This is a genomic window from Burkholderia humptydooensis (assembly GCF_001513745.1).
GTDB lineage: Bacteria > Pseudomonadota > Gammaproteobacteria > Burkholderiales > Burkholderiaceae > Burkholderia > Burkholderia humptydooensis.
The window spans coordinates 1,432,262-1,450,628 of the sequence record NZ_CP013382.1 but is presented as its reverse complement, the minus strand read 5'-3'; the positions used below and the strand labels follow the sequence as shown (position 1 = coordinate 1,450,628).

The 18,367-nt window shown below is 65.6% G+C and carries 25 protein-coding genes and 3 pseudogenes; 25 read left to right on the top strand and 3 right to left on the bottom strand.

Going from position 1 to position 18,367, the window contains the following annotated elements; all coding sequences use genetic code 11:
• The first annotated feature begins 59 nt into the window (after nucleotides 1–59).
• The 7 genes from AQ610_RS25400 to AQ610_RS25370 all read left to right on the top strand — a co-directional run bounded on the left by AQ610_RS25400 (nucleotide 60) and on the right by AQ610_RS25370 (nucleotide 4,888).
• Nucleotides 60–713, top strand: a complete 654-nt coding sequence (locus AQ610_RS25400; RefSeq protein WP_009914986.1) for an AAA family ATPase — start codon at nucleotides 60–62, stop codon at nucleotides 711–713.
• 74 nt (nucleotides 714–787) lie between these two features.
• A complete protein-coding gene (locus AQ610_RS37640) occupies nucleotides 788–1,069 on the top strand; it encodes a BrnA antitoxin family protein (protein WP_226383203.1) in 282 nt (93 codons plus the stop codon).
• A 102-nt stretch (nucleotides 1,070–1,171) separates the two neighbouring features.
• Nucleotides 1,172–1,705, top strand: coding sequence for a PAAR domain-containing protein (locus tag AQ610_RS25390; RefSeq protein WP_006027265.1), 534 nt, complete (start codon nucleotides 1,172–1,174; stop codon nucleotides 1,703–1,705).
• Complete coding sequence (locus AQ610_RS25385) at nucleotides 1,702–2,466, top strand: VRR-NUC domain-containing protein (protein WP_006027264.1); 765 nt, start codon at nucleotides 1,702–1,704, stop codon at nucleotides 2,464–2,466. Before AQ610_RS25390 ends, AQ610_RS25385 begins: the two co-directional genes overlap by 4 nt.
• On the top strand, nucleotides 2,453–3,568 hold the full coding sequence (locus tag AQ610_RS25380) for a DUF3396 domain-containing protein (RefSeq protein ID WP_041861678.1): 1,116 nt from the start codon (nucleotides 2,453–2,455) through the stop codon (nucleotides 3,566–3,568). The genes AQ610_RS25385 and AQ610_RS25380 overlap by 14 nt, the downstream gene beginning before the upstream one ends.
• A gap of 664 nt (nucleotides 3,569–4,232) precedes the next feature.
• Nucleotides 4,233–4,529: a type II toxin-antitoxin system RelE/ParE family toxin gene (locus AQ610_RS25375; RefSeq protein WP_006027262.1), complete on the top strand. Its 297-nt coding sequence runs from the start codon at nucleotides 4,233–4,235 to the stop codon at nucleotides 4,527–4,529.
• A gap of 2 nt (nucleotides 4,530–4,531) precedes the next feature.
• Nucleotides 4,532–4,888 (top strand): addiction module antidote protein, encoded by a 357-nt coding sequence (locus AQ610_RS25370; protein ID WP_004202809.1) that lies wholly within the window; start codon nucleotides 4,532–4,534, stop codon nucleotides 4,886–4,888.
• 43 nt (nucleotides 4,889–4,931) lie between these two features.
• Here the strand turns inward: AQ610_RS25370 and AQ610_RS25365 are convergent, their stop codons facing one another.
• Nucleotides 4,932–5,987 carry a phage portal protein gene (locus AQ610_RS25365; protein WP_006027261.1) on the bottom strand — a complete coding sequence of 352 codons (1,056 nt, stop codon included), beginning with the start codon at nucleotides 5,985–5,987 and terminating at the stop codon, nucleotides 4,932–4,934.
• Nucleotides 5,984–7,753: a terminase ATPase subunit family protein gene (locus AQ610_RS25360; protein ID WP_006027260.1), complete on the bottom strand. Its 1,770-nt coding sequence runs from the start codon at nucleotides 7,751–7,753 to the stop codon at nucleotides 5,984–5,986. Before AQ610_RS25360 ends, AQ610_RS25365 begins: the two co-directional genes overlap by 4 nt.
• A gap of 143 nt (nucleotides 7,754–7,896) precedes the next feature.
• Between AQ610_RS25360 and AQ610_RS25355 the strand changes: the two genes are divergently transcribed.
• The 13 genes and pseudogenes from AQ610_RS25355 (at nucleotide 7,897) to AQ610_RS25295 (ending at nucleotide 14,344) form a co-directional block, all read left to right on the top strand.
• A complete protein-coding gene (locus AQ610_RS25355) occupies nucleotides 7,897–8,706 on the top strand; it encodes a GPO family capsid scaffolding protein (protein ID WP_006027259.1) in 810 nt (269 codons plus the stop codon).
• Nucleotides 8,707–8,750: 44 nt separating this feature from the next.
• A complete protein-coding gene (locus AQ610_RS25350; protein WP_006027258.1) occupies nucleotides 8,751–9,761 on the top strand; it encodes a phage major capsid protein, P2 family in 1,011 nt (336 codons plus the stop codon).
• Nucleotides 9,758–10,447: a phage terminase small subunit gene (locus AQ610_RS25345; RefSeq protein ID WP_006027257.1), complete on the top strand. Its 690-nt coding sequence runs from the start codon at nucleotides 9,758–9,760 to the stop codon at nucleotides 10,445–10,447. The genes AQ610_RS25350 and AQ610_RS25345 overlap by 4 nt, the downstream gene beginning before the upstream one ends.
• Nucleotides 10,448–10,546: 99 nt before the next feature.
• A complete protein-coding gene (locus AQ610_RS25340) occupies nucleotides 10,547–11,026 on the top strand; it encodes a head completion/stabilization protein (protein WP_006027256.1) in 480 nt (159 codons plus the stop codon).
• Complete coding sequence (locus AQ610_RS25335) at nucleotides 11,026–11,277, top strand: hypothetical protein (RefSeq protein WP_009914992.1); 252 nt, start codon at nucleotides 11,026–11,028, stop codon at nucleotides 11,275–11,277. Before AQ610_RS25340 ends, AQ610_RS25335 begins: the two co-directional genes overlap by 1 nt.
• A complete protein-coding gene (locus tag AQ610_RS25330; protein WP_004524438.1) occupies nucleotides 11,274–11,480 on the top strand; it encodes a tail protein X in 207 nt (68 codons plus the stop codon). Before AQ610_RS25335 ends, AQ610_RS25330 begins: the two co-directional genes overlap by 4 nt.
• Before the next feature lie 14 nt (nucleotides 11,481–11,494).
• On the top strand, nucleotides 11,495–11,839 hold the full coding sequence (locus AQ610_RS25325; RefSeq protein WP_004553021.1) for a putative holin: 345 nt from the start codon (nucleotides 11,495–11,497) through the stop codon (nucleotides 11,837–11,839).
• Nucleotide 11,840: 1 nt separating this feature from the next.
• On the top strand, nucleotides 11,841–12,113 hold the full coding sequence (locus AQ610_RS25320; protein WP_004524440.1) for a phage holin family protein: 273 nt from the start codon (nucleotides 11,841–11,843) through the stop codon (nucleotides 12,111–12,113).
• Nucleotides 12,110–12,922 carry an N-acetylmuramidase domain-containing protein gene (locus tag AQ610_RS25315; RefSeq protein WP_006027254.1) on the top strand — a complete coding sequence of 271 codons (813 nt, stop codon included), beginning with the start codon at nucleotides 12,110–12,112 and terminating at the stop codon, nucleotides 12,920–12,922. The genes AQ610_RS25320 and AQ610_RS25315 overlap by 4 nt, the downstream gene beginning before the upstream one ends.
• Nucleotides 12,919–13,275, top strand: a pseudogene (gene lysB / locus AQ610_RS25310) (Rz-like lysis system protein LysB); the annotation flags it as partial. The gene AQ610_RS25315 and the pseudogene lysB, both read left to right, overlap by 4 nt.
• Nucleotides 13,196–13,471: an Rz1-like lysis system protein LysC gene (lysC, locus tag AQ610_RS37635; RefSeq protein ID WP_231749067.1), complete on the top strand. Its 276-nt coding sequence runs from the start codon at nucleotides 13,196–13,198 to the stop codon at nucleotides 13,469–13,471. The pseudogene lysB and the gene lysC, both read left to right, overlap by 80 nt.
• Nucleotides 13,464–13,880, top strand: a complete 417-nt coding sequence (locus AQ610_RS25300; protein ID WP_006027252.1) for a phage tail protein — start codon at nucleotides 13,464–13,466, stop codon at nucleotides 13,878–13,880. Before lysC ends, AQ610_RS25300 begins: the two co-directional genes overlap by 8 nt.
• Nucleotides 13,877–14,344, top strand: coding sequence for a phage virion morphogenesis protein (locus AQ610_RS25295; RefSeq protein WP_006027251.1), 468 nt, complete (start codon nucleotides 13,877–13,879; stop codon nucleotides 14,342–14,344). Before AQ610_RS25300 ends, AQ610_RS25295 begins: the two co-directional genes overlap by 4 nt.
• Nucleotides 14,345–14,938: 594 nt before the next feature.
• Here AQ610_RS25295 and AQ610_RS25290 read toward each other — a convergent pair.
• On the bottom strand, nucleotides 14,939–15,700 hold the full coding sequence (locus AQ610_RS25290; protein ID WP_043282852.1) for a DNA-methyltransferase: 762 nt from the start codon (nucleotides 15,698–15,700) through the stop codon (nucleotides 14,939–14,941).
• Nucleotides 15,701–15,718: 18 nt separating this feature from the next.
• Between AQ610_RS25290 and AQ610_RS34810 the strand changes: the two are divergent.
• The 5 genes and pseudogenes from AQ610_RS34810 to AQ610_RS25270 form a co-directional block, all read left to right on the top strand.
• A pseudogene (locus AQ610_RS34810) lies at nucleotides 15,719–15,952 on the top strand (hypothetical protein); the annotation flags it as partial.
• Complete coding sequence (locus tag AQ610_RS25285; protein ID WP_006027249.1) at nucleotides 15,874–16,554, top strand: phage baseplate assembly protein V; 681 nt, start codon at nucleotides 15,874–15,876, stop codon at nucleotides 16,552–16,554. The pseudogene AQ610_RS34810 and the gene AQ610_RS25285, both read left to right, overlap by 79 nt.
• On the top strand, nucleotides 16,551–16,913 hold the full coding sequence (locus tag AQ610_RS25280) for a GPW/gp25 family protein (protein ID WP_043282752.1): 363 nt from the start codon (nucleotides 16,551–16,553) through the stop codon (nucleotides 16,911–16,913). Before AQ610_RS25285 ends, AQ610_RS25280 begins: the two co-directional genes overlap by 4 nt.
• Nucleotides 16,910–17,813: pseudogene (locus AQ610_RS38230) on the top strand (baseplate assembly protein). Before AQ610_RS25280 ends, AQ610_RS38230 begins: the two are co-directional and overlap by 4 nt.
• Nucleotides 17,806–18,360, top strand: coding sequence for a phage tail protein I (locus AQ610_RS25270; protein WP_043282751.1), 555 nt, complete (start codon nucleotides 17,806–17,808; stop codon nucleotides 18,358–18,360). The pseudogene AQ610_RS38230 and the gene AQ610_RS25270 overlap by 8 nt, the downstream one beginning before the upstream one ends.
• The last annotated feature ends 7 nt before the right edge of the window (nucleotides 18,361–18,367 follow it).

The window sequence follows — 18,367 nt, the reverse complement described above, 5'->3', positions numbered from 1 at the left end:
GTGTCGAAACGGCATCGAGTCGATATCGATTCGATATCGAACAGAGATAGGGGTGATTGATGATTCTGGCAGTGGGGAACCCGAAGGGCGGCGTCGGAAAGTCGACGACTGCGGTACAGCTCGCGATTGGTCTGGCGCTCGACGGCGCGCGCGTCTGGCTCGTCGACGGTGACAGCCAGCGAACGAGCCTGTCGGCGATCACGGCTCGTGCGCACACGGGCCGGCCGTTGATCGCGGCGTCGGCCTATGCGGATGGCCCGTCGTTGCGGGCCCAAGTGCTGCAGCAGTGCGTGCAGTTCGATCAGGTCGTGATCGACGTTGGCGGGCGCGACTCCGGCGCGTTCCGGGCGGCCCTGACCGTCGCCGACGCGGTGTTGATTCCGGTTCTCCCGCGATCCTTCGACGTGTGGGCGCTCGATGACATGGCGAAATTGCTCGATGAGGCTCGCGCAGTGCGCGAGCTGCGCGCATTCGCTTTTCTGAACGCCGCGGATGTGCAAGGGGCGGACAATCGCGATGCCGAGTCGATCATCGCAGGCTACGCGGGCATCGAATTGCTGCCGTGCCGTCTGCATCGTCGCAAAGCGTTCTCGAACGCGAGCGCGGCCGGGTTGCACGTCGAAGAAATGCCGCGCCGCGACACCGTAGCGTGTGCAGAAATCGAGCGTGTGCAGGATGCCGTGCTGCGAGCAAGCGGGGCGCTCGCGAGCTAGTGAAAAGACATCATGTCGATATCGAAAGGATATCGACATGGTATCGAGAGGATAGTTAATAGATAGGGGTTGACATGTCGATTACGAAAAGACCGACGCTTTCTCAAGGCGAGGCGGCGATTGCCGCATTCATTTCGGGTGCACCTGACGCGCGGCCGGCGGCACCGCCTGTTGTAACAGTCGAGCCGCAGAGCCCGACGACACCGCGCCGGCCGAGAAAGAAAAAAATCAGCATGGATATCGATGCCGAACTGCTCGAGCGCGTCGACCGTGCGGCGCATGCAATGGGTATATCGCGAAACGCCGTGCTCGCCTTGGGCGCGTCGCGCTTCGTTGACGGGACGATGCGCGATTGACGACGCTCGCATCATGAGCGCAGCAGCCCTGACAAAACTGACAGGATTGGTGCTCTGGAGTACATGCTACATTCCCTGCGAAATACTCCGGGGGTTGTCAACATGGGATTTGCATTCATCTGCGAAGGCGACACGACGACGCACGGCGGCCGCGTCGTCGGCTGTAACACGGCCAATACCGCTTACGGCAAGGCAATCGCGCTGCTCGGGGATATGGTGACGTGCCCGCGCTGCGGCGGAATCTTTCCGATCGTGAGCGTGAAAAGCGGACTCAACATGACGTTCGGCGACCGGCCGGTCGCGACCGATGGCGACAAGACGGCATGCGGTGCGACGCTGATCGCTTCGCAAGGCACCGCAACGGTTGCGCCCACCGCGGGCCAGGGTTCACCGATTGGCGGCGGAAAGAGTGTCATCGCGCAGGCGCGCTCGGCGCCGAATGAACCGTATCGCGGCCGCTTCCAGTTGCTCGATGACCATACACGCGAGCCACTCGCGAATCACGCATATACGATCACGTCCGCGGACGGTCGGACCGTCCACGGCCAAACCGACGCGAACGGATTCACAAGCTGGCTCGACAGTGACGAAGTTTCGTCGCTGACGTTCACCAACTCGGGCGCGAGCCCCGCATGAGCGACTACGGAACAAGCAACGCCGTCGGCGGCATGTCGACGGGCGAAGGCCAAACCACGCGAGTTGGGTTGAGCCGCGGGCAATTGTCGCCGCAGGATCATGCTGTGTTATGTGATGCGATTTGCCGTTGCAGCCGTGTCGGCGTCGCGACGACGGACGGCAAGATTTTGCGCCAGGCATGCGTATCGCAACGGCTGAAGGCGAAAAACTTGGTCGCCAAAGGGCTGACCGGCGCGCCGACGCAGTACCTTCCGGAAGTCACTTACGACATGCGGCAATCTCCCCCCGCGCCCGTGATGAGTAGTGCCGACTCGCTCACGCCGCATAGCTGGTTGCCCGCATGGATTCAGAAGTATTTTCCGGGCGGCATGGACTCATACAAGCAAGCGAAGAAGACGTACTTCCGCCGGCCTGATGTCGTGATCGTGAACGATCCAAGCCAGCCGCCGATCCAGTCCAACATTAAGCAGGTCGTCGAGATGAAGTTTCCGCCCGACGACTTTTCGAAGGGCCAGCGCGAGGCGTATCTGGATATCGCCGGCGATGACCGAAAGCTTGCGGCGATTGGGCCGGAAGATTGCCGGTGCGGCGATGCGGATCGTCAATCGCAGCCATCGACCTCCGCTCAAAAGCAACCCAGTCTGGAAGACATGTTCGGCGACAAGCTGCCGTCGTCGGGCGGTATCATGCCGCTGATGCCGCCGATCCCCCCGTACCGTTACCGCTTCCCTGATTCGAACTATGGCAATGACGCAAGATGAACTGGCCGCATGGGCGAATGATCCGGGCCGGGCCGGATCACTCCCTTATGGGCTGTTTGAACCAAACCATCAACGCAAGATCGTGGGCGCGATTTTGGCCGTCCGCGGCGTACTGTACTTCCGAGACGGGCACACGCCGCAGAGGCGCGAGGCGCTAACTCGCTGCTTCGAACGCTACGACGCTGCGCTTCGCACATATCAGCGCGCACTTGAGCAATCGCAAGGACGCGAACCATCGAAGGGCACGCCACTCCGCTGGCTGTATCAGGAGGGGAAGCAACCGACGGCGATTGAAAAAGCTCCGTCGTTTTCCTCGCTCGCGAAGGACATTCCGTCTGATGATCTACTCGTCGTCGGGTTGTCAGATGCGGAAGAGAAAGAAGGCGCGGGGGCGATGGAGTTTGTGACGTTCTGTCTCGAAGACTGGCAAGCAGCGCTGAATCGCGGGCTCGATGTGCTGTCGTTCTCAGTCCCGCCGGCGTTCCTGACGTTGTGCCCGAATGTTTTTCAGCCACTTTTCGCACAAGCGGCCGACGATCTGGACGCCGTACACGGGCACGCCGGGTATGCGGTGAATCTGTCACTGCTGCGGCGCGATCCAAACGAGGCGTCGGAGTATTTTCTGGCCCGTCGCTATGGTCCGGGGCTCGATGTAGGCGACCCAGTTCGAAGAGGCGTGCGCCGACTCACGAACCGTATCAAAACGGTCGACTGGCTCACGGCAATCAATGCCGATATGGTACGCGAGCTCGGCGGCCGGCAGAGTCTGGCTCTCCCTCCCGATTGGTTCGGGCTGCGGTCCTACGGTAACGACGGCTTGCTCATTCAAGCAGGAGTGGCACCGCAAACGGGAATCGCAGGGGAGAAGGGGCAAGCGCCCGAACCGCCGCCAGCATATGTACTCGTGAATCAGGCGCTGCGTCCACTCATTGCCGATGCCGTTGGCACGCTTCAGAGCGGCACGCCGAGTAGCACCGCGCCGCTTTTAAACACCGAAGTCTCGACAGAGGCTTGGCTGCACCGATTCGATATCGATCCCGATCGCATCTACGGCTATTGGGAAGCGCTGCACAAGACGCCGAAGCTACCGCCGTCCCCCTGACGCATTTGGCATCGTTGCGCAAGGCGCAGTAGTGGTGCCAAATTCCGCATGAAAGTGCATGAAAACGCACGAATTTGCCACGATGCGAAATCGCCGGAAGCCCGCGCCAGTAGGCGCTCGCGCGGTGGGCGGCTGGTGCATGAAAAGTGCCCCATCAAGAAAGACCGCGGGCGAGGAGGGGGACCGCGCAAAGGCCGCCGCGGCGATCGCCGGCGCGTGGGCGGGCCGGACCCTCAAATGCCCCCGTGCGACCGCGTCACGGCCTCGTGGAGCCGCTCATGGCGCGCGGCCGGAACGCGGCCACCCCGCCAGCGCCAAGCCGCTGTAGGCCATCTAATCGCGCCGTCGAAATCGCCCCTACCGTTTTCGCAGCCTCCCGGCAACAGCGATCGGGACAATGGGACGCTAGTCGGGACAACGGGACGCTAGTCGGGACAACGGGACGCTAGTCGGGACACGAATGGGACAGCGACGGGATGCCCTATGCGCCGTCGCGCCGAGCGACTCCGCAGCTCGCGCTCGCCAGACGCAAAAAGGGCCGCGCCCGGTTGCCCGGTGCGCGGCCCTTCGCGCGGCGAATGCGCTTCGTTACACCGGCTTGTGCGACTTGAGCCACTCCTTCACAGCCGTAGCTGAATTGTCCCTTATGGGTTACAATTCTCGCATGTTCAAAGTTCTGACGACCCCCCAGTTTGACAAATGGCTCGACGGGCTTCGCGACCCGGTCGGTAGCGCGGCGATCAACCTGCGCATCGAGCGGGCAAAGCTTGGCAATCTCGGCCAATGGCGCGCAGTCGGCGACGGCGTCAACGAAATGAAGATTGATGTGGGGCCGGGATATCGGGCCTACTTCGTGCGACGCGGAAAAATTATCGTCGTGGTGTTGTGCGGCGGGGACAAGTCGACGCAGAAGAAGGACATCAAGCTAGCGAAGCAAATCGCCGGCGAACTGGAGGATTGAGTATGAAAATCAGTGAACTGGCCGAGTTCGACGGCTCGAAGTACCTGAAGGACGAAGAAACAATTCGTCACTACCTGGCGCAAGCGTTCGAGGATGGAAATCCGCGCCTGATTCAAGCCGCGCTTGGGAACGTTGCGAAGGCGCGCGGCATGACGGCGCTCGCGCGCGAGTCCGGCGTGAAGCGTGAAGCGCTCTACCGCGCGCTGTCGGAAGGTGGGAACGCGGAATTCGCGACGATCATGAAAGTTGTGGGCGCGTTGGGGCTGCACCTGACCGTTGCGCCGGCCGAACCTGCGCCGGTGCCCGCGCCGGCAACAACGCGTGCACGCTCGCGCGTTCGCACGGCTGCGCACGCGTAACGCCATCGACGGCCGGATGCGCGGCGTTGCACGGGCCTGCGCGCTACGCCGCGACCGGCGCCGGCGGAATCTCGTAATCGTCGAACGTCACAACCTCGTCGCCCAGCCAGTCGTTCAGCTCGGCGAAGCGGGCTTGTAGCGGCCTGATTTCGTTGCGCCCGAACACGCGCGCGGCGGTGTCCGGCGTGCCGAACCCGCCCGAATTGCTCGGCACGATACCGAGCAGTTGCGGCGGCACGCGATGCGCGGCGAGCAGATCGTCGCGCGTCACGTTCTTGATGTTGAAGAACTCGTCTTTCGCGGCGACCTCGGACACGGGGATGAGCTGGATGCCGTCCTTCTTCCCGCCCGGCGCGTACATGAACACGTTGCGGAAGTTGCCCGGCCCCTTCGCGTTCTTCAACGCGTCACGCATGTTGTCCACATCGTCCTGCTTCTGCGCGGCGTCGGTCATGTACAGGATGAAGCCGGCGTGGCTGCCGTTCTCGTAATACTTGCGCCGGAACAGCGTCGACGATTCGTTCAGCCAGGCCGAGTGCAGCGAGCTCAGATACTCGGGCAGGCCGTAGACCTCCTGATTGATATCCGGCCGCACGAGCTGGAACACGCTGTCGGGCGCGAACTCGTGCCGGTCCTGCCAACCGTTCACGTACACGAAGCCGCTGAAATCCGCCTTGCGCCGCGTGTACTTCGCCAGCGCGGGCTCGAGGCGCAACGTGCCACCGAGCCGGTTTTGTCTGCGCTCCAGGTAGCCGTTGCCGAACGTCAGGAAATCGAGCGCCCATCGCTCGAACGCGTGCCGCGACAGCCAGCGGTGCGGGCGAAACGTTGACGCGAGCACGTTCGCCTTGAAGAACAGCGCCGAGCTATGGTGCGTGCTCGCGCGAAACGATTTCGCCAGGCCGGCGAAGCTGACCGGCGGCTCGAACCATTCGCCGTTCGACCAGCACTCGACGTAATCGAGAATCTCGGCCCGGTTCATGACGGGCGTCGGATCGTCGAACGTGAAGACCTCGGCGCGCGCCGGCGCGGCGCTGCCGGCGCTCGGATTTGGCGCGGCCGCGAACGTGCGCGGCGCGCGCGATCGGCGCTTGCTCATGCGTAAAACTCCGTGAATGAAGATGAATGAATGCCGCCGCCGGCGAGCGGCTCGCGGTCGATCGCGTGCAGGCAGGCCCACGCCAGGTCGGCGTGGCCCGTCTCGTCGGTGCGGCCGGCGGTGTAGGTCGCCTGACGGCCGCTCGCCGTCATCGTCTGTTTGATCGCCATGAACGCCGCCGCCAGATCGGTCCAGCCCGCGTCGAATTGCAGGCGGCCGTTACGGACGACGGATTGGCCCTTGAGCACGAGGCGGGTTTTCACCTCGGGCGAGTAGTTCAGCGCGACGGCGGCCGGAAAGAACTTGCACACGAGCTGGTAGACGCCTTGCCCCATGCCCGTGGTGTCGATCGCGATATAGCCGACGTTGTAGCGCCGCGTGATCGCCTCGATCGCCGCGGCCTGTTCCTCGAAATCGTTGCCGCGGAACTGGTGGCGTTCGAGCACGCGGAAGGCGCCGCCGTCGACGCGCGGCGGCGCCACGACGACGAGCCCCGCCGAGTCGCCCGTGAGCGCCGGATCGTAGCCGACCCACACCTCGCGATGACCGAACGGCCGCAGCAGCAGCGGCGAGAAGTCGTCCGCCCATTCCTCCCACGAGTCGACCATACAGCGTTGCAGGTCCGACAGCTTGAACACCGACAGCGAATCGTCGATGAAGTGGCACATCAGCAGGTTCGCGAATTCCTCGGCGCTGTATTCGCGGCGCAGCTCGTCGATGTCGAACAGGTCGCAGCCGCCCGCCATCGCGTCGAGCACGGTCACGATCTGCCGCCACTGCGCGTCCTCGCACAACATGCCGCGCACGAGCGCTTCGTGGCTCGTGTCGATCTGGATGCGCTCGCCCGCGGCGCGGCCGCGGTTCGCATGCGAGCCGCTCCAAAATGCGTACGCCTCGTGCGTGATGCTCGACGGCGTGCTGAAGTACGTCTTGCGCCAGCGCTTGTGCATCGCCATGCCGGACGCAACCTTGTTCAGCTCGCGGAACTTCGGAACCCAGAAGTATTCGTCGAAATAGAAATTGCCGTGGTACGACTGCGCGGTACGCGCGTTCGTCCCCAGGAAGTACAGCGTCGCTCCGCTCGGCAGGATGATCGGATCGCCCGTGAACTCGATATCGGCCGCCTCGCGCGCGAACTGCGTGATGTACTGCTTGAAGACGTGCGCCTGAGCCTTGCTCGCCGACAGGAAGATCTGGTTGCGGTCGGTTTCGAGCGCGTCGACCAGCGCCTCCCGCGCGAAGTACCACGTTGCGCCGATCTGCCGCGATTTCAGGATGTTGCGCGTGCGCTGATCGCCGTTCCGATACCAGACCTTCTGATAGTCGAACAGTGAATCGCGGAACGCTTCGATGATGCGCCTGTGCTGTTCCTCGCTGATTTCGTTGCGCGGCGCGCGGCGCTTCGGGCCGGCGTTGCGCGACGCAATCTTCGGATTCAGGTCCGATTCCTTCCCCGTCTCGTCGTACTTGCGCACGCGCGCGAGCCGCTCGACCTGGCGGCCGAGCAGGTCGATTTCCTTGTAGTCCGCGCCGTCCTTCTTCTCCTTCGCGATCAACACCATCATGCGCACTTCGAGCGATGCCTCGATGCGTTCGATGGGCGTTGCGTTCTTCCACTTCTCGCGGCGGCACCACGAGGCGACGGTCGCGGGCTTGATATCGAGATGGCGGGCGATCGACGCAATGCGCCAACCTTGCCAATAGAGCGTGCGCGCGACCTTGCGCACGTCGTTTTCGAGCTGATGAGGGTCCGTAGTTTCGAGCATGCGGCCAAGCGTAGGCCGCCGCGCACGCGCGAGCACGCGCAGCGCGCTGTACCCGCGTGACCCACAAACGCCGCTCGTTGAGCCGTAGCGCATGAACGCCGAACATGAGAACCACGCTCACTCAACCACGTTCGACCCTCTCTATGGCAAGCAAAACCAAATTCTTCCGCGTCGCAGTGGAAGGCGCGACCGTCGACGGTCGCGAGATCAAGCGTGAATGGCTCACGCAGATGGCGAAGCACTATGACCCGAAGCTGTACGGCGCGCGCGTCAACCTCGAACACCTGAAGGGCTGGGCGCCGCTCTCGGCGAACAACCCGTTCGGTGCATACGGCGACGTGATCGCGTTGAAGGCGGCCGAAATCGAGGACGGCCCGCTGAAAGGGAAGATGGCGCTGTTTGCGCAGATCGATCCGACCGACGAGCTCGTCGCGCTGTCGAAGAAGCGCCAGAAGATTTTCACGTCGATCGAAATCAACCCCGACTTCGCCGACATCGGCGAGGCGTATCTCGTCGGGCTCGCAGCGACCGACGATCCCGCGAGCCTCGGCACCGAAGCGCTGCAATTCGCCGCGAAGCGCACGAACAACCTCTATTCGCCGGCGTGCGAGACGGCGATCGAATTCGAAGGCGCGACCGAAACGGCCGGCCTCAAGGAATGGGTGAAGGGCCTGTTCGCCCGCAATCGCGAGAACGACGACGAGCGCTTCGCCGACGTGCGCGAAGCGGTCGAACGGGTCGCCACCCATGCGCACCACACGGGCCGCGAAGTCGCGACGCTGAGCGCGGCTGTCACGAGCGCCACGAGCGCGGCCGCCGACGCGAAGAAGCGCGCTGACGAAGCGTTCGCCGCCGTCGAAGCGCTCACCGAGAAGCTGTCGAACACCGGCAACGGCGCGCCGCAGCGCCCGCCGTCGACCGGCTCGACGGGCGAGCTCGTGACCGACTGCTGACCGACTGCTGACCCATCCCGCACACCACACAGGAGAATTTCCCGATGAGGAAGGAAACGCGCCAGGCGTATGAAAAGTTCGCCGCGCAAATCGCCAAGCTGAACGACACGGCCGACGTGTCGGCGAAGTTCGCGGTCGAGCCGACCGTGCAACAGCGGCTCGAAACGAAGATGCAGGAATCGAGCGAGTTTCTCAAGCGCATCAACGTGCTGCCCGTGACCGAGCTCGAAGGCGAAAAGCTCGGCCTGTCCGTGTCCGGCCCGATCGCGAGCCGCACCGACACGACGAAGGCGGACCGCCAGCCGGTCGACCCGACAAGCCTCGACAGCAACCGCTACCGCTGCGAGAAGACCGACTACGACACGGCGATTCCGTATCGCAAGCTCGACGCATGGGCGAAGTTCCCCGACTTCCAGCAGCGCATCCGCGACGTGATCCTCAACCAGGGGGCGGTCGATCGCATCATGATCGGCTGGCACGGCGTGAAGGCGGCCGCGACGACTGACCGCCAGGCGAACCCGCTGTTGCAGGACGTGAACATCGGCTGGCTGCAACAGTACCGCGAGCGCGCGGCGCAGCGTGTACTGCACGAGGGAAAACAGGCCGGCAAGGTGCTCGTCGGCAAGGCGGGGGACTACGAGAACCTCGACGCGCTCGTGATGGACATCGTCTCGTCGATGATCGACCCGTGGTTCCAGGAAGACACGGGGCTCGTCGTGATCTGCGGCCGCGAGCTGCTGCACGACAAGTATTTCCCGATCGTCAACGCGACGCAGGCGCCGACCGAGCAGCTCGCGGCCGATCTGATCGTGAGCCAGAAGCGCATCGGCAATCTGCCGGCCGTGCGCGTGCCGCACTTCCCGAGACGCGCGCTGATGGTGACGAAGCTCGATAACCTGTCGATCTACTTCCAGGAAGGCGCGCGCCGGCGTGCACTGATCGACAACCCGAAGCGAGACCGCATCGAGAACTACGAATCGTCGAACGACGCCTACGTGGTCGAAGACTTCGGTTGCGGCTGCGTCGCGGAGAACATCGAGCTGGTGGCGGCATGACGATCAACACGCCCGCTCGCGCACACTTCAATCGCGTCTCGGCCGCGCGCGCGGCGGCCGCCGTGTCGCCCAGCGAGACGATGAAGGGCGCGACCGCCTATGAGCTGATGCTCGCGAAGCTCGCGGCCGACCGCCGCGCGCTCAAGGGCATTCAGTCGATCGAGCGGAAGATCGAGCTGAAACGCAAGCTGCTGCCGGACTACGCCGACTACGTGGCGGGCGTGTTGAGCGGCGGCCGCGGCGCGCAGGACGACGTGCTCGTGACGGTGATGGTCTGGCGCATCGACGCCGGCGACTTCGACGGCGCGCTCGCGATCGTGGCCTACGCGCTCGCGCACGGCCTGACGCTGCCCGACCAGTTCGAGCGCTCGCTCGCGTCGCTCGTCGCCGAGCAGTTCGCCGACGCCGCGTTGTCGTCGTTCCTCGACGGCGAGACGTTCGACTCGGCGAGCCTCGAGCTCGTCGACGATCTGACGCGCGACGCGGACATGCACGACCAGGTGCGCGCGAAGCTGTACAAGGCGCTCGGCTACGCGACGCAGGCCGCCGCGCCGGCGCGCGCGCTCGACTATCTGCGCCGCGCGGTCGCGCTGAACGATCGCGTCGGCGTGAAAAAGGACATCGACCGGCTGACGAAGCAGGTCGAAGCCGCGGGCCGTCGGGGCGACGGCGCCGACGGCACGTAAAGAGCCCACCTCGGCATGGCGGCACCGGCGCCCAGGCCCTACGCCTGACGGTTACGGGCCTGGTGCGCCGGTCCACCGCCACCTCATTGCGAACCGACCATGAACAGCTTTGTTGCCACCGCCGCGCCCGCCGTCGCGGCGACGCCGATCGAAGGCACGTTGACGAACGACGGCTTCTTCCCGGACATCGATCTGTCCGCGCTGCGCGACACGATGCGCCTGGACGGCACCGTGACGGCCGAGCGGCTGCGGCACGCCGCGCGTGACGCGATGCTGACCGTGAACGACGAGCTCGCCGCGTGGTGCGCACGGCAGCGTGCGGCGGGCGCGGCGACGCTCGCCGACGTGCCGGCGCCGCGCATCGATGGCGAATCGGCACACGTGGCCCGCTACCGGCGCGCGGTGTACCACCTGACGCTCGCGGACGTGACCGAGAAGTACCGCGGCTACGACACGACGAAGAGCGGCGGCCAGGTCGCGGCCGATCTGGCTGCGACGGTCGACGACGCACGCCGCGCTGCGCGATGGGCGATCAGCGACATTCTCGGCATCGCGCGCTCGACGGTGGAGCTGATCTGATGGCCCGTCCCCTGTACCGCATTCGTCAGTTCGCGCAGTCCCGCGTGCGCGGCGGGAAGCTGTTCTGCGCCGGCGCGTGCCAGGTGCAGCAGCGCGTCGCTGGCCTGTTCTGGCTTGAGATTGCCTATTGCTCGGATCGCACCGGCGCGGAGGCGGCCATACGAGCCGCCGTGCTCGCGCGCCGGCGAGCCCGAATCAAGCCGCGCGTGCTCGGCCTGTTCGATCGCGACGGGCAGGCGCTCGGCGAATGAAGATTGCGGCGCTGCAAGGCGAGACGCTCGACGCGCTGTGCTGGCGGCACTACGGCAGCACGGCGGGCACGGTCGAAGCCGTGCTCGAAGCGAATCCCGGCCTCGCCGAGCTCGGCGTGGTGCTGCCGATGGGAACCGTCGTGGAGATGCCCGAGCGCCGCGCGATCGAGACGACCACGCCGCTATTGCAACTGTTTGACTGACCGGAGCCGAATGAATGGCTGAACCGAACACCACCTCGGCTGCGGCGCTGTTCGCCGCGGTCGGCCTCGCCGGCATCGCGCCGGGCGTCGACGGCGACGCGCTGATTGGCGCGTTCGCGGGCGCGGCGCTCGTCGTCGTCACGTCGAAAGACCTCGGCCTCGCGAAGCGCGCCGCGTACATGCTCATCTCGCTCGTGATGGGCTACCTTGCCGCGCCCGAAATCATCCATGCCGTGCCGATCCGCTCGACGGGCGTCGCCGCGTTCTTCGCGGCCGCGCTCGTGATCGCGGTCACGCTGACGCTGATCGAGCGCGTGAAGGGCATGGACCTGTTCGCGCTGTTTCGCAAGGGAGACTGACGTGCATGTCTCATCCGCACTCGTCGCGCTCGCCGCGCACCTGGCCGTCATCGTGCGCGTGCTGACCTACCGCAAGAACGGCGCGCGGCATCGCTTCCACGTCGCGTGGGCAGCCTGGGTGATCGTCGCGATTTCCGGCGGCTCGGCGATCGAGCTGCTGTTTCATCCGAAGCCGACCGGCTTCTTTCACGCGGCGCTCGCGGTTCTGCTCGCCGTGTTGGTGTACCTCGCGCGCGGCAACGTCGCGCGCCTTCTACGGAGTGACGAAGCGTGAACATCCTTCGATTCAACGATCACGGCGCGGAAGTCGGGCTGCTGCAGCAGCGCCTCGTGCGCGCCGGCTACCCGGTCGACGTGTCGCACCTTTACGACGAACAGACCGAGCGGGCCGTCCAGACGTTGCAGGCGGCCGCGGGCCTCGTCGTCGACGGCATCGCCGGCCCGAAGACGTACCGGGTGCTCGCCAGCGGGCAGCGCGACCCCAAGCACCTGACGGACGCCGACCTCGCGCGCGCGGCCGCGACGCTCGGCGTATCGCTCGCGTGCGTGCGGGCTGTCAACGAAGTTGAGTCCCGCGGCGTGGGCTTTCTGGACGACGGCCGGCCGAAGATCCTGTTCGAGCGGCACGTCATGTATCAGCGGCTCGTCGTGAATGTCGGCAAGGAAGCGGCGGATACGGCCGCCGCGCGTTGGCCGGGAGTCGTCAATCCGAAGCGCGGCGGCTATCAGGGCGGCGCCGCCGAATACGTGCGGCTCGACACCGCGGCGCGGATCGACGCGGCATCCGCCTACGAGTCGGCGAGCTGGGGCGCATTCCAGGTGATGGCGTACCACTGGAAGCGCCTGAACTACGCGAGCGTCGACGAATTCGTGTCCCGTATGGAGCTGGGCGAAGCCGAGCACCTCGACGCGTTCGTGCGGTACGTCGCGGCCGACAAGAAACTGCTGGTCGCGCTTCGTGCCCGGAAGTGGGCGGCGTTCGCGGAAGGCTACAACGGTCCGGAATTCGCGATCAACCTGTATGACGTGAAGCTCGACCGCGCGTATGCGAAGTACGCCGGCACGGGCAAGGCGGCCGCATGAACCTCTCGCGCCTCATGCCGTGGCTGGCGCTGCTCGCGTTGATCGCGCTCGTCGCAAGCTGTCAGCACGGCCGCGCGCTGCGCGCGCAGCTCGACCGGGCGACCGACGACGCGCGCCGCGCGAAACACGAGGCGCAGGCGAGCGCCGCCGTCATCGAGCGTCTGTTGGCCGATGCCAAGGCGAAAGATGCGCAGCGCGCGCAGCTCGATCGCGCGCGCGCCGGCGTCGACGCGACGCTCGCGACCTATCGAAACGAACTGCGGAGACTGATCGATGAAAGCGCCGCCGTGCGCGCCTGGGCTGCTGGCGCTCTGCCTGACGATGTTGTGCGCCTGCACGCAAGCCCCGCCCTCAATGGCGCCGACGATTACGCTCAACGAATGCGCGGCGGTGACGCCGTGCACGATGCCGGCGATGGCGCCGCGAACCAACGGTGAACTCAGCGACGCGCTGCACGTCGCGCGCGCGGCGTGGGCGCGCTGCGCGTCCGAAGTCGACATGATCGCGACGTGTCAGGCACGTGTGCGGCGGACGGACAGCCATGAATAAGCCGAGCAGCCTGCGCGCGGCGCTCGTCGCCGCATTGCCGCAGCTCAACGCCTCGCCGGACCAGTTGCTCGTGTTCGTCAACGAGGGCCGGATCGAGGCGACGGGCACGCGCACGGCGTCGTTCGACTACGAATACGAGTGCGAGATCATCATTCGCGACTTCATCGGCAACCCGGACGACGTGATGATCGCCGTTGTCGAATGGGCGCGCGCGAATCAGCCTGACCTCGTGACGAATCGGGACGAGCGCCGCAACGGCATGACGTTCGTCGCGGACATCCTGTCGAACAACGCCGTCGACCTCGGGCTCAAAGTGAAGCTGTCGGAAAGCGTCGTGGTCGGAACCGACGCAGCCGGCAACCGGACGGTCGAGCACATCGACGACGCAGCCGACGAGTGGCTTTCATGACGGACGATCTTCAGGCGCTCGAACGCTGGGCGGGCGGGTTGCTCGCGAAGCTGTCGCCGGCGGCCCGCCGTCAACTGCTGCGCGAGCTCGGCCGCGATCTGCGGCGCGCGCAGCAATCGCGCGTGGCCGCACAGCGGAATCCGGACGGGTCCGCGTATGCGCCGCGGAAGGTGAAGGCAGGCGGCAAGCGCTTGCGCGAGAAGGCCGGCCGCGTCAAGCGCGAGGCGATGTTCCGGAAGCTGCGCACCGCGCGCTATCTGCGCATCGATGTCGACAACACGGGCCTGGCGATCGGCTTCGACGAACGACTGTCGCGCATCGCACGTGTCCACCAGGAGGGCCAGAAGGCGCCCGTCGAGCCGGGTGGGCCGCTCGCGCAGTATCCGGTTCGTGTCGTGCTTGGTTTCTCGGATGCCGATCGCGAGCTCGTGCGCGATCGGCTGCTACGCTACCTGAATCGTTGAACCGCTCGGATTGATCGCCACGCCCACGGTGTGCCTGCGCTAGACGGACCGTGGAACGAATCCGAACGATTGTACGATTAGCGTCGCTGATATGTGCCGAGCGATTTCCAGTTCACCCAACAACCAGTATAGTCTGACACTGAATGACGCAGGTCGAATAGGTACCTCTCATGCGGCGACGGGAGGTACTTGCTCTCGAACGAAGTGCGAGCCAGGGGAGAGTCATATGCTGAAGCGAGCTTGGCGCGGTGAAGAGCGCTTGTGGAAAGTGTGGTGGCTGCTCGGGATGCCTTTGAATCTCATAGGAGTCGCGGCAGCCGAATGGTTCCAATCTGGCGGTCTGTCGCCTGCTTTAATACTCGGTCTCTTCACAATCTATTCCGCTCTCTATTTTGCATGGTGTAACGCCGCATGGGGTTGCTCCAAGAATGTCGACAATCGACTCTGGATGTACGTCGCACGGGTATTAGTCGTGCTTGGCCTTATACGGTACTTCCAAGAGGTAGCGCAGAGCCTTAAGGCGTAAGCAAAACCGTTCGCCTATTTGTAGTTATTTCGCGTATGAGACCTCGTCGATTGCAACTATCACGGGCTTCAAATGCAATTGGTTATGGCCAAGCGCTGTTCTGCGATCGCGTGATACGCCTGGTTCGTCTCACATCCGATCCAATGTAGGCCGGCCTCACGCGCCGCGGCGAGAAACGTGCCGGAACCGGCAAACAGATCGCACACGACACCGCCGGCCGGCACGAGCCGCACGACTTCGCGCGCTATATCGAGCGGCTTCTCGGTGACGTGCCGCTTCGGCACCGGCAAACGGCACGGGAACACGCCCGGCAGATACACATCGCAATCGCGCATTGCGCCGCGGCTCGCCCATACGACGAATTCGGCCTGTTGCGCGAAGCCGCCGCGCCGCGGCCGCGTGCGGCCGGGCGTCTTGTCCCATACCGCGACGCCGCGCAGGATCAAGCCGGCCGCCTGCACGACATCGGTCAGCGTCGGGAGCTGGCGCCAGTCGATGAAGCTCACGAGCAGCCCGCCCGGCTTCAACGCGCGGCGGCATTCGCTCAACCAGGCGTGACACCAGAACGCCCACGCACGCTGGTCCATGTTGTCGCTCTCGAAGTCGGTATAGACGGTCTTCGTGTCGCTGTTGATGCACTTCGCGCTCGGCGGCCGCGAGCGCGCCGACGTGTGCAGCCCGCCCGACGAATACGGCGGATCGGTGAACACCATATCGATTGACGCGTCGGGCAGCATGCGCGCGAGCGTGAGTGCATCCATTGCGTGAAGTCGGTCGAGTAGCGGGGAAAGATCGGCCACGGGCGCGGCGTCGGTAGCGTGAATCGTCATCGTGTTGCGAGAGTGGAAATGCGCGCGCAGCACGTGCCGCACGCGCCGTTGCGTGTGTCGAGCGGCCATTGTCGACGCCCGATTCGCCGCGCGGATCACGAGCGCGCTGTACCCGGCGGCATGACAAAGGCGAGTGCTCGCGCCCCGCGCGGGCGACCGGCACCATTGCCGGTATGGATGCGAACGAAATTCAACGGCAAGCACGCAACGCCGTGCGCAAAGGCTCGATTCTCGATGTCGACCACAAGGCGGCGCTTTGCCGCGTGGCGATCGGCGAATCGGACGACGACGGCCTGCAAACGAACTGGATTCCGTGGCTCACGCCCGCGGCCGGCAACACGCGCGAATGGTTGCCGCCGACGAAGGGCGAGCAAGTCGTCGTGCTCGGCGCGATGGGCGACCTTGCGCAAGGCGTCGCGCTGCGCGGCGTGTTCTCCGACGCGTTCCCCGCACCGGACAACGTGCCGAACACCCACACCCGCGTCTACGCGGACGGCGCGCGCGTGAGCTACGACCACGACGCGCATGCGCTCACGGCCGAACTGCCCGCCGGCGCGACGGTACGCCTCGTTGCGCCCGTGTCGGTCACGGTCGAGACGGAATCGGCGACCGTGAAGGCCGTGTCGGTCACGCTCGACGCCGGACAGACGACCTGCACGGGCGCCTTGCTCGTGAAAGGGCCGCTCGTGTTCGAGTCTGGCATGACGGGCTCGGGTAGCACCGGCGGCGGCAACGTCATGCGCATCGACGGCGCGGCCGATTTCACGGGCGAAGTGCGCTCGATGGGCAAGAGCTTGCCCTTCCATACCCACCAGGCACGCGGCGAATCGGCCGAAGTGAGCCCGCCGCTATGAGGGGCATGAACGCAGAGACGGGCCGCTCGATGTCCGGGCTCGATCACCTCGCGCAGTCCATCGGCCGCATCGTCTCGACGCCGCTTGGCTCGTGCATCCAGCGCCGCACGTTCGGCTCGGAACTGCCCGATCTGATCGACGCGCCCGCCAACGGCGCAACCCGGATTCGCCTGTACGCGGCGATCGCGACTGCGCTCATGCGGTGGGAGCCGCGCTTGACCGTCACGCGCGTTCAGATTTCGGCGTCGGCCGCCGACGCTTTCGCCGGCCGGCAGTTCGTCGACATCGAAGGCTGGACCGACGAGCGCGACGAGCTCGTGTCGCTACGCGTGCCGCTGTCGAACGGGGGCGCATCGTGAGAAGCACGCCCATCGACCTCTCGCAGCTCCCGGCGCCGGATATCGTCGACCCGCTCGACTTCGAGACGCTGTTCGCCGAACGCAAGGCGCGTCTCGTGTCGCTGTATCCGGTCGAGCACCAGGCGGAAATCGCCGCGACGCTCGCGCTCGAATCCGAGCCCGTGACGCGCGTCCTTCAGGAGAACGCGTATCGCGAAGTCCTGCTGCGGCAGCTCATCAACGACAAATCGCGCGGCGTGCTGCTCGCCTATGCACGCGGCACGACGCTCGACCACATCGCCGCGCTGTTCGATGTCGAGCGGCTCGTGATCACGGCGGCTGATCCGCAGAACGGTATCGATGCGGTCTATGAGGACGACGACAATCTGCGCGAGCGCGTGCAGCTCGCGCCGCGCGGCTTCTCCGTCGCCGGCCCCGAAGAAGCGTACGTGTTCCATGCGCGCGGCGGACGGCCGCGTGCTGTCCGCGTCCGCGCGCAGCCCCGAGCCGTGCGTGATGGTCGTCACGGTCCTGTCGCGCGAAGGCGACGGCACGGCGAGCGATGCGCTCATCGACATCGTAAGCGCGGCGCTCGAAGGCGTGCGCCCGCAAACCGACCAGGTGATCGTGCAGAGCGCGAAAGTCGTGCCGTATGCGATCCGCGCGACGCTGCGCTTCTTCTCCGGCCCGGATCGCGGCGTGGCGCTCGCGGAAGCCCGCAAGCGCACCGACAGGTTCGCGGCGGACATGCGGCGCATCGGCATGGAAATCACGGTCGACGGCCTGCACGCGGCGATGCGCGTCGCCGGCGTGCAAAAGGTGTTGCTCGACTCGCCCGCCGGCGGCGTTCCCGTGACGCACGAGCAGGCGCCGTACTGCACCGGAATCGAGCTGATCGACGGCGGTGTCGCGGATGACTAAGTTGGCAACCTCGCTGCTGCCCCCGAACGCGACCGCGCTCGAACGCCGGATCGCGGAGACGAACGCGCGCATCAGCGCGATTCCGGTCGACATCGGCACGCTGATGAACCCGGACACGATCCCGCTGCGGTTCCTGCCGTGGCTCGCGTGGCACCTCGGCGTCGAGACGTGGAAGGACTACTGGCCCGAACAGGTGAAGCGCGCGCGCGTGAAAGCGGCGATCCGGATCGCGCGCAAGAAAGGCACGGCCGCGGCCGTGCGCGAAGTGTGCGCGTCGTTCGGCGCGAACGTCGCGATGCGCGAGTGGTTCGAGAAGACGCCGAAGGGCCGGCCGGGCACGTTCGAAATCCTGATGACGGTCGGCGCGCGCGACGGCATCCCGGCGACCGCCGAATACGTCGCCGACATCATCGCCGAAGTCGACCGGGCCAAGCGCGGCACCGCGCACTACACGTTCACGCAGGGTTTCAGCGCGACAGGCACGCAGCGCATCGGCGCGGGCGCACGCGCGGCGGTGTATCGCCGCCTGTCCCTCACGGATATCTGACATGGCT